Source organism: Clostridioides sp. ZZV14-6009, assembly GCF_020658095.1.
Lineage (GTDB): Bacteria > Bacillota > Clostridia > Peptostreptococcales > Peptostreptococcaceae > Clostridioides.
Genome location: NZ_JAGWDG010000012.1, coordinates 74,874 through 90,293, shown reverse-complemented (window position 1 = coordinate 90,293; position 15,420 = coordinate 74,874). Strand labels below are relative to the sequence as shown.

The 15,420-nt window shown below is 28.7% G+C and carries 17 protein-coding genes and 4 tRNA genes; 19 read left to right on the top strand and 2 right to left on the bottom strand.

Annotated features, from left to right (window positions below; genetic code table 11):
- The first annotated feature begins 1 nt into the window (after position 1).
- The 18 genes from yedF (at position 2) to KGF36_RS14455 (ending at position 11,402) form a co-directional block, all read left to right on the top strand.
- Positions 2 to 589: a sulfurtransferase-like selenium metabolism protein YedF gene (gene yedF, locus KGF36_RS14540; RefSeq protein ID WP_227828680.1), complete on the top strand. Its 588-nt coding sequence runs from the start codon at positions 2 to 4 to the stop codon at positions 587 to 589.
- Positions 590 to 667: 78 nt separating this feature from the next.
- Complete coding sequence (locus KGF36_RS14535; RefSeq protein ID WP_227828574.1) at positions 668 to 931, top strand: DUF3343 domain-containing protein; 264 nt, start codon at positions 668 to 670, stop codon at positions 929 to 931.
- 14 nt (positions 932 to 945) lie between these two features.
- On the top strand, positions 946 to 1,131 hold the full coding sequence (locus tag KGF36_RS14530; protein ID WP_054275506.1) for a DUF951 domain-containing protein: 186 nt from the start codon (positions 946 to 948) through the stop codon (positions 1,129 to 1,131).
- Between the two features lie 102 nt (positions 1,132 to 1,233).
- Positions 1,234 to 2,430 carry a PLP-dependent aminotransferase family protein gene (locus KGF36_RS14525; RefSeq protein ID WP_227828575.1) on the top strand — a complete coding sequence of 399 codons (1,197 nt, stop codon included), beginning with the start codon at positions 1,234 to 1,236 and terminating at the stop codon, positions 2,428 to 2,430.
- A 220-nt stretch (positions 2,431 to 2,650) separates the two neighbouring features.
- The gene (gene rpsF / locus KGF36_RS14520; protein WP_227842992.1) at positions 2,651 to 2,929 is read left to right on the top strand and encodes a 30S ribosomal protein S6; all 279 of its coding nucleotides are present in this window, start codon (positions 2,651 to 2,653) and stop codon (positions 2,927 to 2,929) included.
- A 36-nt stretch (positions 2,930 to 2,965) separates the two neighbouring features.
- On the top strand, positions 2,966 to 3,400 hold the full coding sequence (locus tag KGF36_RS14515; protein WP_227436543.1) for a single-stranded DNA-binding protein: 435 nt from the start codon (positions 2,966 to 2,968) through the stop codon (positions 3,398 to 3,400).
- A gap of 18 nt (positions 3,401 to 3,418) precedes the next feature.
- Complete coding sequence (rpsR, locus tag KGF36_RS14510; RefSeq protein WP_021386573.1) at positions 3,419 to 3,646, top strand: 30S ribosomal protein S18; 228 nt, start codon at positions 3,419 to 3,421, stop codon at positions 3,644 to 3,646.
- A 141-nt stretch (positions 3,647 to 3,787) separates the two neighbouring features.
- Positions 3,788 to 4,108, top strand: a complete 321-nt coding sequence (locus tag KGF36_RS14505; protein WP_227436541.1) for a MazG-like family protein — start codon at positions 3,788 to 3,790, stop codon at positions 4,106 to 4,108.
- A gap of 7 nt (positions 4,109 to 4,115) precedes the next feature.
- Entirely contained in the window at positions 4,116 to 5,072 is a 957-nt protein-coding gene (locus KGF36_RS14500; protein ID WP_227828576.1) for a YybS family protein, read from the top strand.
- 10 nt (positions 5,073 to 5,082) lie between these two features.
- A complete protein-coding gene (locus KGF36_RS14495) occupies positions 5,083 to 7,077 on the top strand; it encodes a DHH family phosphoesterase (protein ID WP_227828577.1) in 1,995 nt (664 codons plus the stop codon).
- Positions 7,078 to 7,527 (top strand): 50S ribosomal protein L9, encoded by a 450-nt coding sequence (gene rplI, locus KGF36_RS14490; protein ID WP_227828578.1) that lies wholly within the window; start codon positions 7,078 to 7,080, stop codon positions 7,525 to 7,527.
- A gap of 18 nt (positions 7,528 to 7,545) precedes the next feature.
- On the top strand, positions 7,546 to 8,874 hold the full coding sequence (dnaB, locus tag KGF36_RS14485; protein ID WP_227483326.1) for a replicative DNA helicase: 1,329 nt from the start codon (positions 7,546 to 7,548) through the stop codon (positions 8,872 to 8,874).
- A gap of 204 nt (positions 8,875 to 9,078) precedes the next feature.
- Positions 9,079 to 9,387 (top strand): hypothetical protein, encoded by a 309-nt coding sequence (locus KGF36_RS14480; RefSeq protein ID WP_227828579.1) that lies wholly within the window; start codon positions 9,079 to 9,081, stop codon positions 9,385 to 9,387.
- A gap of 81 nt (positions 9,388 to 9,468) precedes the next feature.
- Positions 9,469 to 10,758, top strand: coding sequence for an adenylosuccinate synthase (locus tag KGF36_RS14475; protein WP_227828580.1), 1,290 nt, complete (start codon positions 9,469 to 9,471; stop codon positions 10,756 to 10,758).
- 306 nt (positions 10,759 to 11,064) lie between these two features.
- A tRNA-Lys gene (locus KGF36_RS14470) sits at positions 11,065 to 11,140 on the top strand.
- A 6-nt stretch (positions 11,141 to 11,146) separates the two neighbouring features.
- Positions 11,147 to 11,221, top strand: a tRNA-Glu gene (locus KGF36_RS14465).
- Positions 11,222 to 11,225: 4 nt separating this feature from the next.
- Positions 11,226 to 11,301, top strand: a tRNA-Val gene (locus KGF36_RS14460).
- A 26-nt stretch (positions 11,302 to 11,327) separates the two neighbouring features.
- Positions 11,328 to 11,402: transfer RNA gene (locus tag KGF36_RS14455), tRNA-Thr, on the top strand.
- A 360-nt stretch (positions 11,403 to 11,762) separates the two neighbouring features.
- Here the strand turns inward: KGF36_RS14455 and KGF36_RS14450 are convergent.
- On the bottom strand, positions 11,763 to 12,755 hold the full coding sequence (locus tag KGF36_RS14450) for an ATP-binding protein (protein ID WP_227828581.1): 993 nt from the start codon (positions 12,753 to 12,755) through the stop codon (positions 11,763 to 11,765).
- An 8-nt stretch (positions 12,756 to 12,763) separates the two neighbouring features.
- A complete protein-coding gene (locus tag KGF36_RS14445) occupies positions 12,764 to 13,822 on the bottom strand; it encodes a DnaD domain protein (protein WP_227828582.1) in 1,059 nt (352 codons plus the stop codon).
- Between the two features lie 124 nt (positions 13,823 to 13,946).
- Here KGF36_RS14445 and KGF36_RS14440 point away from each other — a divergent pair, with 124 nt between their 5' ends.
- The gene (locus KGF36_RS14440; RefSeq protein ID WP_227828583.1) at positions 13,947 to 15,410 is read left to right on the top strand and encodes a M1 family metallopeptidase; all 1,464 of its coding nucleotides are present in this window, start codon (positions 13,947 to 13,949) and stop codon (positions 15,408 to 15,410) included.
- Positions 15,411 to 15,420: the final 10 nt, after the last annotated feature.

The following is a 15,420-nucleotide window of genomic DNA, read 5'->3' as shown; positions in this document are numbered from 1 at the left end:
AATGAGTATAAAAATAGATGCTAGAGGGCTTGCTTGTCCTAAACCAGTTATAAATACAAAAAAAGAATTAGATAATATAGAAGAAGGTATTGTAGTTACAACAGTTGACAATGAAACAGCAAAAGAAAATATATTAAAACTTGCTAAATCTTTAAATTGTGAAGCAAAGATTGTTGATGAAAAAGAAAATTTAATTTCTATAGAAATTAAAAAAGGCAATAATATTGTAGCTCAAAAAGAAGAAAGCGAACTAGAAGATACATGTGTATTTATATCTTCAGATAAGATGGGATTGGGGAATGATGAATTAGGACAAGTATTAATAAAAGGATTTATATATACTTTAACAGAATCAAAGCCATATCCTAAACATATACTTTTAGTTAATGGAGGAGTAAAATTAAGTGCTGAAAATGAAGCAACTATAGAAAATCTTAAAATACTTGAAGATGCAGGCGTAGAAATTTTATCTTGTGGAACTTGTTTAGATTACTATAATTTAAAAGAAAAATTACAAGTTGGCTCAGTTACAAATATGTACACTATAGTTGAAACATTAAAAAATGCATCAAATACTATTTCTATATAATGTATGCTTGTTTAACAATATAAAGTCATTAAGAAATATTAAACTAAAGAAAAGTAGATAGTCAGAAAGGATTAAGCAATGAATCAAATGTATATAGTATCGTTTAATTCGACACATCATGCAATAAGGTCAGAAAAGCTATTTGGTGAAAAGGGTTTAAAAGTAATGGCTCTTCCAACACCAAGAGAAATAACAGCAAGCTGTGGAATATCAATTAAATTTTCTTTTGAAGATATTGAAAAAATAAAGGCAATTTTAGTTGAAAATAATGTAGATATAAAGGGAATTTATTGTATAAGTAAATTAGAAGATGGCTCAAAGGAAGCAAAGAAGTTAGATTAGGAGGCTAATTATTTATGCCAATGGATTTAAAAATAGGGGATATTGTTGAATTGAAAAAACAACATGCATGTGGATGTAAAGAGTTTGAAATCGTAAGAACTGGAATGGATATAAAGATAAAATGTACGAAATGTTCAAGGCTAATAATGCTTGATAGAGAGACATTAGAAAAGAGAGTAAAGAAGCTAATAAAAAAATGATATAAATTTAACATTTAAAAAATGTCAAATACCGTATATTAATATCCAAATTTTTGGTATAATAGAAATTGAAGAAAACATTTTCATGGGGGTGCTTTAATTATGGCAGTTAAATATGCAAAAAGAATGGAAGGTTTACAAGGATCTGAAATACGTGAGCTTTTAAAACTTACTCAACAACCACAAATAATATCTTTTGCGGGTGGAATGCCTGCTCCAGAGTTATTTCCAGTTGAAGAAATGAAAAAAGTATCAGTTGCAGTGCTTGAAGAAAATGGAAGATCAGCTATGCAATATACTACAACAGAAGGATATGAACCATTAAGAGAAAAAATAGCAGCTAGAATGAATGACAAAAACCAAACTAATGTAAATAAAGATGATATATTAGTTACAAGTGGTTCTCAACAAGGTCTAGATTTTGCAGGAAAAGTATTTATTGATGAAGGTGATGTAATTTTATGTGAAAGCCCATCTTACATAGGAGCTATAAACGCATTTAAATCTTACCAACCTAAATTCATAGATGTTCCAACAGATTCTAATGGAATGATAATGGAAGAACTAGAAAAAATACTAGAAACAACTGATAGAATAAAAATGATTTATGTAATACCTGATTTCCAAAATCCAACAGGAAGAACTTGGCCACTTGAAAGACGTAAAAAATTCATGGAAATAGTAAATAAATATGAAATACCAGTAATAGAAGATAATCCATATGGAGATTTAAGATTTGAAGGAGAAACTTTACCATCTTTAAAATCAATGGATACAAAAGGATTAGTAATATTCTTAGGAACTTTCTCTAAAATATTCTGCCCAGGATACAGATTAGGATGGACTTGTGCTTCTGCAGAAATACTATCTAAATTTAACTTTGCAAAACAAGGTGCAGACTTACAAGCATCAACTATATCTCAAATGGAAGTAAGCAAATTTATGGATATGTATGACTTAGATGAACACGTTGATAAAATAAAAGCTGTTTATATCAAACGTAGAGATGTAATGCTTAAGACTATGGAAGAAGAATTCCCAGAAGGATTAGTATTTACTCATCCAGAAGGTGGATTATTTACATGGGTAGAGCTTCCAAGTAATTTAAATGCTAAAGAATTAATGCCAAAATGCTTAGAAAAGAATGTTGCTTATGTTGCTGGAGGAGGATTCTTCCCTAATGGTGGTAGAGAAAATACTTTCAGACTTAACTATTCAAATATGCCAGAAGAAAAAATAATAGAAGGTATCAAAAATATAGCATCAGTTTTAAAAGAAGCTATGGGTGTTGAAGCTTAATTAAAAATAATAACTTATAGATATATTATGAGGGATGGCGATTGCCATCCCTTATTAATTTAAAAAATATATTTCACCTTATATTAAATATTAAAATTTGTCCAAAATTTAAATTGACATAAACAAGAAAAAATGATAAAATGTGTAGGTATGAGATTTTAGTCTCATTTCTCTGCTCTAAGAGTGTAGAGCCGTTAAGTCCAAAGGGAGGTGAATTATAGTGAAAAATTATGAATTAGTTTATGTAGTAAAGCCAAACTCTGATGAAGAAACAAGAGAAGCTGTACTAAACAAAGTTAAGGAAGTTGTTGCAACTGAAGGAGAAATAGTTAAAGTTGATACTTGGGGAACTAAAAAATTAGCTTATCCAATAGCTAAGTTTACAGAAGGTTTCTATGTGTTAGTTAACTTCAAATCAGCAGTAGACGTTCCTAAAGAAATAGACAGAAACTTAAAGATAAATGAAAACGTAATAAGACATATGATAGTTGTTGCTTAATAACTAGTTTTATTATAAAAAATAGGTGGTGTTTTTATGAATCAAGTTGTATTAGTGGGAAGGTTAACTAAAGACCCTGAATTAAGATACATCCCAGGTACAGGAACACCAGTGGCATCATTTACAATAGCCATTGATAGAGACTATGTAAAAAAAGATGGATCTAAAGAAACTGATTTTATACCTGTTGAAGTAATGGGTAAATCCGCTGAATTTTGTGCCAACTACATAACTAAAGGTAGATTAGTTGCACTTCAAGGATCGATAAGAGTAGACAATTATCAGACACAATCAGGTGAAAAAAGAACTTTTACAAAAGTAAGTACTAGATCAGTACAAGCTTTAGATAGCAAGAATAAATCGGAAAATTCATATAAAGAGAGTGCTCCAGCTTTTGAGCCAAGCTTTGAACCTCAAGGGTTAGACCCACAAGGTTTCCAAGCTATAGATGATGACGATATACCATTTTAAAAAGGAGGGAAAAAAGTCATGATGAATAAAAAAAGACGTAAGAAAAAAAGAGTTTGTCAATTTTGTGCTGACAAAAACGCTAAAATAGATTACAAAAGTACTCAAAGATTACAAAAGTATATAACTGAAAGAGGAAAGATATTACCAAGAAGAATATCTGGAACTTGTGCTAAGCATCAAAGAGAATTAACAGTTGCTATAAAAAGATCAAGAAATATAGCACTTTTACCATATACATTAGATTAAAAAATGAGCCTTGTGCTCATTTTTTATTATAGATATTTATATAAGTAAATGAGACGAGCTATAACGCTCGTTTTTTTGTTTATATACTTAAATATATTATTATTTATGATATAATATTATATATTAAGGAGGGTTGCAAACGTGAAAATAGATAAAGGTTCTGAGATAACAAGAAACATAAAGATAATAGAGTGGATGAAAACAGAAATATTAATGAGTGTAAGTGATTTGTTTAACTTATTATTTAAAGGGGTAAAACCTTTAGATGAGGCAATTCAAGATACTCTAGCAAATATAATAATGATAACATATCTCTTAGCAAAGAGATTAGGAATTAGTTTTAGAGATGTGGATTATAAAGTCAAGGAAAAAATAAAAATTGGTATAGAGGAAGACCATAGTGTTGAAAGATGGTATGGAGATTTATCTAACTTAAAAAAACATATGGATAATAGGGAGTGATATTAAATTGAATAATAAAATTAGACTATCTAAAGCCATGCCTATAATAGTTTTAGCTATAATAATTGCTTTAGTAATAGCCTATATTCCAATGCTAGGAATGTTTAGTATATTAGCTGCTGTCCCATATGTAATTATAGGTGCCATTACTGATAAAAAGTATTCTTTTTTATCTATTTTGATTACATTTTGTGTGCTAATTTTATTTGCAGACATTTCGTATGCATTAAATATATGTATAATGTATTCTTTGCCAGGTATAGCAATAGGAAAGATGCTAAAGAGAAGTTTTGAGCAAGAAGATAGCAATAAATTTGAACCAATATATGGAGGAACAATAATATTTGTGCTTGCAATGGTTGTGTATTTCTTTGTATTGAAGACATTTTTAAATGTAAATTTATTAGATGAAGTTGCTAAAATGATAACGGAAATCGTAAATATTCAAAAAAATAGTTTTTCTGCAACTGAGCTTAAAGTATTTGATAAAATGAAGCCAGATGAAATTGTAAGTTATTTTACAAATATGCTACCGATGATGTTATTCCTACAAGGTTTATTATCAGCATTTGTAACATATTATTTAAGTGTATTCTTTATTAAAAGAATTACAAATTTGAATATAAGATTTCCTAAATTTGCTGACTTTTATTTACCAGGAAATGCTATAGTCACAACTTTTTTACTTTATTTATTAGTCTTATTGATTGAAATTATTGGTTCAAAATTATATACAGAATTAATAATGACTAATTTACAGCTAGTTTTTAACTTAATGTTTGTAATTCAAGGAATAGCAGTTTGTATTTATTATTTAAAGAAATGGATAAGACAAGGACCAAATAAAATTATGTTTCTTTCAGGGATAATTTTATGTTTATTTGGATTTATGGGAATATCTTTTGTTGGTATGGTAGATAGTATAATTGACTTTAGAAAGGTGAGAAGTTATAAATCCACTTAGGAGGATAGAAATGAGTAATAAACAAACCTTTAAATTAAATATGCCAGAAATAAATTTATATATAATTATTATTGGTATTTCTAGTATAATTTTGCTTTATTACAACTTGTATGTAGGGTGTTTATTTTTCTGTATTTTTGCATATATGGTTTTTCACAATTGGAGAACGACTAATATTAGACGTCATGAATGGACAGAGTATATTCAAAATTTATCTTTAGATATAGATGAAACAACTAAGAAAGCTATAATAAATCTTCCAATACCACTATGTATTCTAGAATTTGATGGAAATATATCATGGTATAATGGAAAGTTTTATGATATGATTGGTCAAAAAGATTTACTTGATAAAAATATAGAAGATATAGTTAAAAATCTTAATTTAAGAAAAGTATTAAATGAAAATAAAGAGATGTACACTGAAATAAACTATAAGGAAAGAGAATATACAATAGTTTATAATGTTATAAAAAATGATCAAGAAAAGAATCCTAAATATTTAATGATATTATACTGGATAGATAAGACAGAATATTTACAAGTAAAACAAGATTATGATGATGAAAAAGATGCAATGATGTTAATACAAGTAGATGGATATGATGAAGTATTAAAAAGTGCAGCAGAAGATAAGAGAGCTTTAATTAATGTTGAAGTAGAAAAAATACTTTCTGCTTTAGAATTAAATTCAAATGGTGCTTTGAGAAGGACTTCAAAAGATAAATTCTTCTTGGTAATGCATAAAAAAGAGTTAAAAAAATTAGAAGCTGAGAAGTTTTCTATTTTAGATACAATAAGACATATTGATTATGGAAATAATCTTCCTGTTACAATAAGTATAGGAATTGGTATAGATGGAGATACATTAAATGAGAACCTAAAACTTGCTACAGGTGCTCTTGATTTAGCACTTGGTAGAGGAGGAGACCAAGCTGTTGTAAAGACAAAAGATAAGTTTGTATTTTATGGTGGAAAATCTAAAGCTGTAGAAAAGAAAACAAAAGTAAAATCTAGACTTATAGGTCATGCTCTGAGAGAGGTTATACAAGAAAGCGATCATGTTTATATAATGGGTCATAAATATCCTGACATGGACGCTATGGGAGCTGCAGTTGGGGTTTATGATATATGTAAATCTTGCAATAAGACAGCAAATATAGTTTTACAATCTGTAAATGAATCTATAGAGATATTTATAAACAAAATAAATGAAAGTAATTATTATAAGAAGTTGTTTATTGGAAAAGAGGAGGCTATTGATAACTGTACTAAAAATACACTAGTTGTTGTAGTTGACACTCATAGACCTAATTATACTGAATGTGAAGAACTCTTAAAGTTATCAGAGAAGGTAGTAGTAATAGACCATCATAGAAGAGGTGTAGAGTTTATAAATGATGCAGTGCTTTTATTCCATGAAATATATGTATCTTCAACCTGTGAAATGGTTACAGAATTAGTTCAATATATGGATGAAGAGGTAACAATCAATAAACTTACAGCTGAAGGTCTTTTAGCAGGAATAAGCTTAGATACTAAAAACTTTGCATTTAAAACAGGTGTTAGGACATTTGAAGCTGCTTCTTACCTTAGAAAAGTTGGAGCAGATACAATAGAAGTCAAGAAGTTTTTTAATTCTGACGTAAAAGATTTTATAATAAAGGCTGAAATAATTCAAAGTACGAAGATAATTAATAATAGAATATGCCTAGCATATTCAAGTACAGAAATAGATAGTATAAACGTTATAATAGCTCAAACTGCTGATGAGCTGTTAAATATAAAAGAAGTAGAAGCCTCCTTTGTATTAGGAGAAAAAGATGATACTATATTTATAAGTGCAAGGTCTTTGGGGCAAATAAATGTACATGTACTTATGGAGAAATTAGGAGGCGGGGGACATATAGATATAGCTGGTGCACAGTTAAAAAATGTTTCTCTAAAAGAAGCTTACAAGATAGTAAATAAAATAATAGAGGAGTATTTAGAGGAGGAAGAATAGATGAAAGTTATATTATTAAAAGACGTAAAAGGAACTGGTAAAAAAGGGGAAATGAAAGAAGTAAGTGATGGATATGCAAGAAATTTCTTATTTCCTAAAAAAATGGCTGTGCAAGCAGATAGTGTAGCAATCAAAGAATTAAATGAAAAGAATAAATCTAAAGAAATAAAAGCTCAAAAAGAATATGAAGAAGCTGTTTTATTAGGAAAACAAATGGAAGAAATTAATATAGAAATATATTCAAAATCAGGTGAAGGTGGAAGATTATTTGGTTCAATAACAGCCAAAGATATAGCTGAGCAATTAAAGAAACAAAAAGATATAGATGTAGACAAAAGAAAAATTTTATTAGACGAACCAATAAGAACTTTAGGTTCAACATTTGTAGAAATAAAAATACATCAAAAAGTAACTACTAAAATAAGAGTAGATGTAAAAGAAAAACAGTAATAACTAGAGGTGATAAAGATGGAAGACATGACGAGAATTCCTCCTCATAGTGTAGAATCAGAGCAATCAATATTAGGTTCTATACTGCTAGATAAAGATGCTATAATAACAGTTACAGAAACCATAAGGCCTGATGACTTCTATAAAGAAGCTCACAAAATAATATATGAATGTATGATAACTTTAAGCAATAAAGGTGAGCCTATAGACTTAATCACATTGACAGAAGAGCTAAGAAAACAAGGGCATCTTAATGATATTGGAGGAATCAGTTATATTACAAGTCTTTCTACAATAGTGCCAACAACTTCAAATGTAAAATACTATGCTGACATAGTAAAAGAAAAGTCTGTACTTAGAAAGCTTATAAAAGCATCTAATGAAATAATAAATCTAGGATATAGTGGAGCAACAAAAATTGAAGATGTTTTGGAACAAGCTGAAAAGAGGATATTTGATATATCACAGGAAAAAACTAGTGACGATTTTAAATCTATAAACTTAGTTTTGATGGATGCCTATGATATGATAGAAAAATTATATACCAATAAAAGCGATGTAACTGGTATAACTACTGGTTTTAAAGATTTAAATAAAAAAATAAATGGTCTTCAAAGAACAGATTTAATATTAGTTGCCGCAAGACCTGCAATGGGTAAAACTGCTTTTTCTTTAAATTTAGTACAAAATGCAGCTTTAAAAGGAGATGCTTCTGTAGCTGTATTTAGTTTAGAGATGTCCAAAGAACAGTTAGTACAACGTATGTTATCTTCGCAATCTAGTGTAGAATTAAAAAAGATAAAGACTGGAACACTTAATGATAATGATTGGCCTAGGATTATAGATGCAATGGCAGTACTGTCAGATGCAAAAATACACATCGATGATACTCCTGGTATAAAAATATCAGAATTAAGGTCAAAGTGCAGAAAGTTAAAGATAGAAAAAGGTCTAGATTTAGTACTTATAGATTACCTTCAACTTATGGAAGGTGAAGGTAATAATGAAAGTAGACAACAAGAAATATCTAAAATATCAAGGTCATTAAAAGTATTAGCAAAAGAATTAAATTGTCCTGTAGTAGCATTATCTCAGTTATCACGTGCACCAGAGCAAAGAGCAGACCATAGACCTATGTTATCTGATTTAAGAGAATCTGGAGCAATTGAGCAGGATGCAGATATAGTTATGTTCTTGTATAGAGATGAATACTATCATGCTGATTCTGAGAGTAAAAATATAGGAGAAATAATAATAGCAAAAAATAGACATGGCGAAACTGGTTCTGTGGAACTAGTTTGGCTTGGTGAAGTTCAAAGATTTGGGGATAAGTTGAGAGACCTATAATTTAACTAATATCCACAGAACATCCTTTCTTTCTACAGGAAAAATGTGGATACATGTCACTAAATATGTCTAAACCTTGAAATTTAGCTAAAAACTTATCCACACTATCCACAGATAGCCTGTTGATAAGTGTGAATAAGTAGATAAAGCAAGCTTTTGGCTTGCTTTATCTGTGTATAAATGTTAATTATTAGGAGGAACAATATGGAAAAAATAAGCTTAAAATATATATATCCCAATATAATTAAAGTACTTGATGAAATAAACTTGTTTAGGATAGTTGATAGTAATTTAAAAGAATCAATTGTTGTTTATGCTAGTATTGTGGACAATCAATATTATATAAACATGACTAATACAAACTTTGGAAATATAATTAACATATGTAAATTAGAAAAACTTTTAGACGTGGATAAGTTTATAGAAAAAGTTATAAAAAATAGCACAGAAATTAAAGAAATAAATGACTTTTCAAAAATAGAAGAGTATCTGTTAAATATTGGAGAACGCTAAAAAAGTTGAAAAAAATACGAATATTTGATAGAATAAATAAGTAAAGCGTTCGAGAGTATATAAAATATAGAGGTGAATTACATGAAAACAGTTGCAATTGTTGGTTCTCAATGGGGAGATGAAGGTAAAGGTAAAGTTATCGATTATCTTGCTACTCAAGCAGATGTAGTAGTGAGAGGACAAGGTGGAAATAATGCAGGGCATACATTAGTTGTTGAAGGTAAAAAATATGCATTACACTTAATACCATCTGGAGTTTTAAATCCAAAGACAGTGAACATAATCGGAAATGGAATAGTATTTGACCCTAAAGGATTCTTAGAAGAATTAGAAATGTTTAAAGCGGATAATATAAATACAGAAAACATAAAAATTAGCGATAGAGCTCATGTTATATTCCCATACCATAAAGAGCTAGATGCATTATCAGAAGAAGCTAGAGGCGATTTAAAGATAGGTACGACAAAAAAAGGTATTGGGCCTTGCTACATGGATAAAACAGAGAGATCTGGAATCAGAATATGTGATTTAATGGATAAAGATAAATTTGCTATAAAATTAAAGGCTCAGATAGAAGCTAAAAACAAATTAGTTAGAAACATATACGGAAAAGAAGAATTATTTGATTTTGAAGCTATATATAATGAATATATTGGGTACGCAGAACAAATAAAGAAATATGTAGCAGATACATCAGTTATTGTATATGATGCGGTAAAAGCAGGTAAAAAAGTTTTATTTGAAGGAGCACAAGGTACTTTATTAGACTTAGACTTAGGAACTTATCCATTTGTTACATCTTCTCATCCAATATCTGGAGGATTTGCTATTGGTGCAGGTATAGGACCAAATATGATAAAGGATGTTGTTGGTATAGTAAAAGCTTACACTACAAGAGTTGGAGAAGGTCCATTTGTTACAGAACAAATAAATGAGACTGGTGATAAGATAAGAGAACAAGGGCATGAATTTGGAGTAACTACTGGTAGACCAAGAAGATGTGGGTGGTTTGATGCTGTTATAGTAAAATATGCAGCTAGAGTTAATGGATTAACTAGTATTTCATTTATGCTATTAGATGTGTTAACTGGATTTGACAAAATTAAAGTTTGTACATCTTATAAAATGGGCGATAAAATAATAACAGATTTCCCAGCTTCATTAGATGATTTAGCAAAATGTGAACCTATATATGAAGAGTTAGATGGATGGAACGAAGATATAACTCAAGTAGACAATTTTGATGACCTTCCAGAAAATGCAAAGAAATATATTGCTAAAATAGAAGAGTTGATTGGAGTAAGTGTAGATATGGTTTCTGTTGGGCCTAATAGAGCTCAAACTATAATAAGAAAAAATATATTTGCTTAGTATTTTAAGTAAGTGATTTAAATTATAAATGATTAAAAAAGAGTATCTCAAGATAATGTTTATAATTATTAGAGATGCTCTTTTACATTGAGCTAAAATTATTTATGTATATTTTAAATAAAATTAAGGTCGAATTTATACCCTAAATTAGATGTCTTATTTAGAGAATTTTGTTGAAAATCAATGATTCAGTATTATTTTAATTATATGCTAAAAAAAATAAAAAAACTGTTGACTAAAAGTTATACAGCAGTTATAATATAACTTGTGAGTGAAAGAAACGACGAAAAAAGTCGAAAAAAATGTGGTCTATTAGCTCAGTCGGTAGAGCACCTGACTTTTAATCAGGGTGTCCCGCGTTCGAGTCGCGGATAGATCACCAAATCATGGCTCGTTGGTCAAGAGGTTAAGACACCGCCCTTTCACGGCGGTAACAGGGGTTCAATTCCCCTACGAGTCACCAATATGGGACTATAGCTCAGCTGGGAGAGCACCTGCCTTACAAGCAGGGGGTCACAGGTTCGAGCCCTGTTAGTCCCACCAGTTTTTAGATGAAAAATACTATAGATGCTGGTGTGGCTCAACGGTAGAGCAGCTGACTTGTAATCAGCAGGTTGTAGGTTCGATTCCTATCACCAGCTCCACAAAATACATAAATGTAAATTAACATAATTTTCTATGCTACAGGATACTTTTAGGTATCTTTTTTTTAATTGCATCAAAAATTAATTGTAATTATAATTAACTCTTTAAATATTATACAATATCATAGCTTTAGAAACATAGTCTATAAATGCACTATAATAAATTTAAATAATACAATATATTAAGATATGATATTAATATATAAAAAATTACAAACTAGATAAAGGTTTAGTATATTAGAAATATAATTAGAAAAACTGAAAGGACAATATGATTATTTAGTATAAGTTTTAAACAGAGAAGCAAGTATGTTCTTACCTCTCTATTTAAAAATAAAAAAATGTTTTTTAAGGGCTACTTTATTTGAATCTCTCCCATCTCAAATCATCTCCAGTAAATTCTAAAATTCTAAACTTGTCTAAAATCCTAGATAGAATTCTTTGAGTATAAGTATTTCCTATTTGAGATGGTGTTAAGTTGGTTGATATAATAATTTTTTTACCAGTAACAAGTCTTGTGTTTACAATATTGAAAATCTCTCCACTAGTAAAAGAATTATTAAGTTCAGTACCAAGGTCATCTATTATTAATAAATCACAATCAAACAAGTTTTTATAATTTTCTTCACTTATTTGATTGTTTGGGTCTCTTCTAAATTTATAGTCTTCAAGAATATCTAAAATTCTAAAAGAAGTTTGATAGATTACAACATTACTTTTGTCTAACAATTCTTTTGCAATACAGTTACACATGTATGTTTTACCTAGTCCAGTAGAACCATAAAACAATAGGTTTTCATTATTATCCACCTTAAAGTCATGAACAAAATTTTCGCAGATACTTAGATTATTTAACATGTTTTCTCTTGGAGAGATTTCTCCATCGGGACTCTTCTTAGGAGAAAATATATTCAAGTTAAAATTCGAAAAATTTTCCTGACTTAAAATTCTATCTAAGTTAGACATTTTATAAGCCTCATTTACAATTTCTTGTTTTAGACAAGAGCATTTTTCACCATTAGGTAAAAATCCTTTGTCTTTACAAGAGTCACATTGAAACTTTATTTCTAAGTAATCAAGAGATATATTATTTTTAAGTAAAAGTTCTTCTTTTCTCAATTTTAAAGATTCTATAGTTTCCTTAGACTCATTTACAATTTCATCTTTAGATTTAGGATTCAAAAGAACTGTTTTAGCTAAGTTAAGACCTATTTTAGAAATCTCATCATCTATAGATTTTATCTCAGGAATCCTATTATAGACTTCATTTTTTCTATGTTCTAAGAGTAGTTCATTTTTATCTCTTTTATTGGCATATTTAGCCAGTATTTTTCTTATTTTATCTTCATTCATTTAATCACCTACTTAAACTTTTCTTTTTGACTTTTTTTAATAATTTCATCGAGTTCATCAGATGTATATTGAGTAAATGTTTCGTTGAAATTATGAAACTTAGTTTTCTTGTAAGTATTGTTGTTTTGAGTAGTATTAATCTGCTTTTTATTAATATTCTCCTTAACTATACGTTCTTCCTCTTTTTGCTTTAAATCATTTAAATTTTTTATATTTTTTTCGTGCCAATTTTTAATTATTCCATTTATATAAGATATACTTGGGTTTGGTATATTCTTAGATTTAGAACATGCATTCACTATTAAGTCCATATCCATGTCAAATTTATCAAACCAAGCATCCATAAGTTCTTTTTCTGATTTCGTTGCTTGTCTTGAAAATCCCAATTCATTGAAAATAGTTTTATATAAAATATATCGTTCGCTTCTAATTAAGAAGCTATCTTCAACATCTTTTGGGGTATATAAATTTGAATCATACCAGTTTCTAATAATGCCTTCGATGTATTTAACTGGTTTAGATGTACCAGTTTTATCTTTAACATATTCATAAGCACAAAGTATCATATCAGGGCCCATGTTGTATTTATTCATTACATCCATAATACTTATTTTTTCGCTTGGGTCAAGATATCGACCAACTATTTTATTTATAGAATTGAACATCTTTCTAATACTTGGATTTTCAGAAGTAGATACAACTTTATCTGTATTAGATTTTACAGATGAATTATTACCTAATATATTTTCGATATAGAAATTCTTTAAATCTAAAAATTCTATTGAATAATTAAAATTATCAGATTCTCCATTGTCATGTATTTTTATAATCTTTTTTTCTTCCCAGAATTTCCAAGCAGATAGTACATCAGACAAAGGTATATTTAGGTTCTTGGCTATTGAGCTATTGTCAAACTTAGGATTAGAAGTAATATCACATGCCTGTCTATAGCCTAAAAGATAAACTTTTACGTATAACCCGTCCGCCATTGGCATAAATATATCTATAAAGATATTGGGAATAGTGATTTCACCTAAATCTATTTCATTGCTTTCTTTGAAAAACATTTTATCACCTCAGATTAAATTATATCATTTTTTGTATTACATTTGGTTGTAAACAAATAAAAGGTCATAAGATTAGCATGTAAATATTTTCTAAAAGTATTCATTTTAAAAAGGAGGAGATATTTTGGTTATAAAATTCAACCAAAAAGTAAGAAGAACATTATCAGTAGCAATTTTATTTATGGTACTAATAATAGGTTGCTTCATAGAAAAGGATGACAGTTTAGAAGCATACAAAGAAAAATCTAATTCAAAGATAAATCAATATAATATGGATGTTATATTTGATGATGAAACTAAGAGGTTAATGTGTAATCAGAGTGTTGAGTACATAAATAATACAAAATCAAATATGGATAAAATATATTTCCATATATATCCGAATGCTTTTTCTAAAAAAGAATTTGCTCCTTTTGAAAAAGATGAGATGACAAGAGCCTATCCTAATGGATTCAATGAAGGATATATAGATATAAAAAACATACTAAATAATAGTAGTAAAATGGAATATAAAATCAAAGGAGATAAAAATGATATATTAGAAATAGAATTAGGAAAAGAGTTAAAGCCAAATGAAAGGATATCACTGGATATAAAATATAATGTAAAAATACCAAACTCAGTGGGAAGATTTGGATATGGAGAAAACACTATAAATATTACTAATTGGTTTCCTATAGCTTGTGTTAATGATGAAAGAGGATGGAATATAAAGAGTTATGAAACTATTGGAGACCCATTTTATAGTGAAACTAGTGATTTTCATGTGAAACTATTGATTCCAAATAAGTATAAGATTGCTCATACAGGTAAACTTGTTAATGATAAACATGATAACAAGAAAATGTTGTATGAAATAGAGGCTGAAAACGTTAGGGACTTTGCGTTTATATTAAGTAGTAAATTTGATGTAAATAAAGTAGATTCAAAGGGAGTAGCTATTAGTACATACAATTTAAATAAGAAGCTTTCTAGCAGAGCAACAGAGATTGCAAAAGATTCAATAAATATATTTAGTGAGTTGTTTGGCAAATACCCATATAAAGAATATTCTGTTGTAGCAAGTGATTTCTTTATAGGTGGCATGGAATATCCTATGCTTGTTATGATAGACCAAGGCTTATATAATGAAAAAAATGAGTTTTTGCTTGAGTATGTTATAGCACATGAAACAGCGCACCAATGGTGGTATTCTGCTGTTGGAAACGATGAAATAAGTGAACCTTGGTTAGATGAAGCTCTTACTGAATACTCTACAATAGTTTATTTTGAACAAAAATATGGGAAGGAAATGGCAAATAAACTTATAAAAACTATGCAAATACAAACAAAGAGTTATTTGAGTGAAAACATATTTAAACCATCAAATGAGTATAAGAATTCTACTGAATACAGTTTAAATGTTTATACAAAAGGAGCAACAGCTTTTAATGAAGTAAGAAAAGAGGTTGGGGATAAGGTATTCTTTGAAACACTAAATGAGTATTATAATAAATACAAACATAAAAATGCTAATGGAAGAGCCTTTGTAGAGTTATGGAACAGTAAAGGGGTAGATATAAATAAGATTATAAGTGAATACAAGTAAATTTCGTACA

Coding starts and splice junctions, on each gene's coding strand:
- yedF (WP_227828680.1), top strand. CDS start 2: ATGAGTATAAAAATAGATGCTAGAGGGCTTGCTTGTCCTAAACCAGTT.
- KGF36_RS14535 (WP_227828574.1), top strand. CDS start 668: ATGAATCAAATGTATATAGTATCGTTTAATTCGACACATCATGCAATA.
- KGF36_RS14530 (WP_054275506.1), top strand. CDS start 946: ATGCCAATGGATTTAAAAATAGGGGATATTGTTGAATTGAAAAAACAA.
- KGF36_RS14525 (WP_227828575.1), top strand. CDS start 1,234: ATGGCAGTTAAATATGCAAAAAGAATGGAAGGTTTACAAGGATCTGAA.
- KGF36_RS14515 (WP_227436543.1), top strand. CDS start 2,966: ATGAATCAAGTTGTATTAGTGGGAAGGTTAACTAAAGACCCTGAATTA.
- rpsR (WP_021386573.1), top strand. CDS start 3,419: ATGATGAATAAAAAAAGACGTAAGAAAAAAAGAGTTTGTCAATTTTGT.
- KGF36_RS14495 (WP_227828577.1), top strand. CDS start 5,083: ATGAGTAATAAACAAACCTTTAAATTAAATATGCCAGAAATAAATTTA.
- rplI (WP_227828578.1), top strand. CDS start 7,078: ATGAAAGTTATATTATTAAAAGACGTAAAAGGAACTGGTAAAAAAGGG.
- dnaB (WP_227483326.1), top strand. CDS start 7,546: ATGGAAGACATGACGAGAATTCCTCCTCATAGTGTAGAATCAGAGCAA.
- KGF36_RS14480 (WP_227828579.1), top strand. CDS start 9,079: ATGGAAAAAATAAGCTTAAAATATATATATCCCAATATAATTAAAGTA.
- KGF36_RS14475 (WP_227828580.1), top strand. CDS start 9,469: ATGAAAACAGTTGCAATTGTTGGTTCTCAATGGGGAGATGAAGGTAAA.
- KGF36_RS14450 (WP_227828581.1), bottom strand. CDS start 12,755: ATGAATGAAGATAAAATAAGAAAAATACTGGCTAAATATGCCAATAAA.
- KGF36_RS14445 (WP_227828582.1), bottom strand. CDS start 13,822: ATGTTTTTCAAAGAAAGCAATGAAATAGATTTAGGTGAAATCACTATT.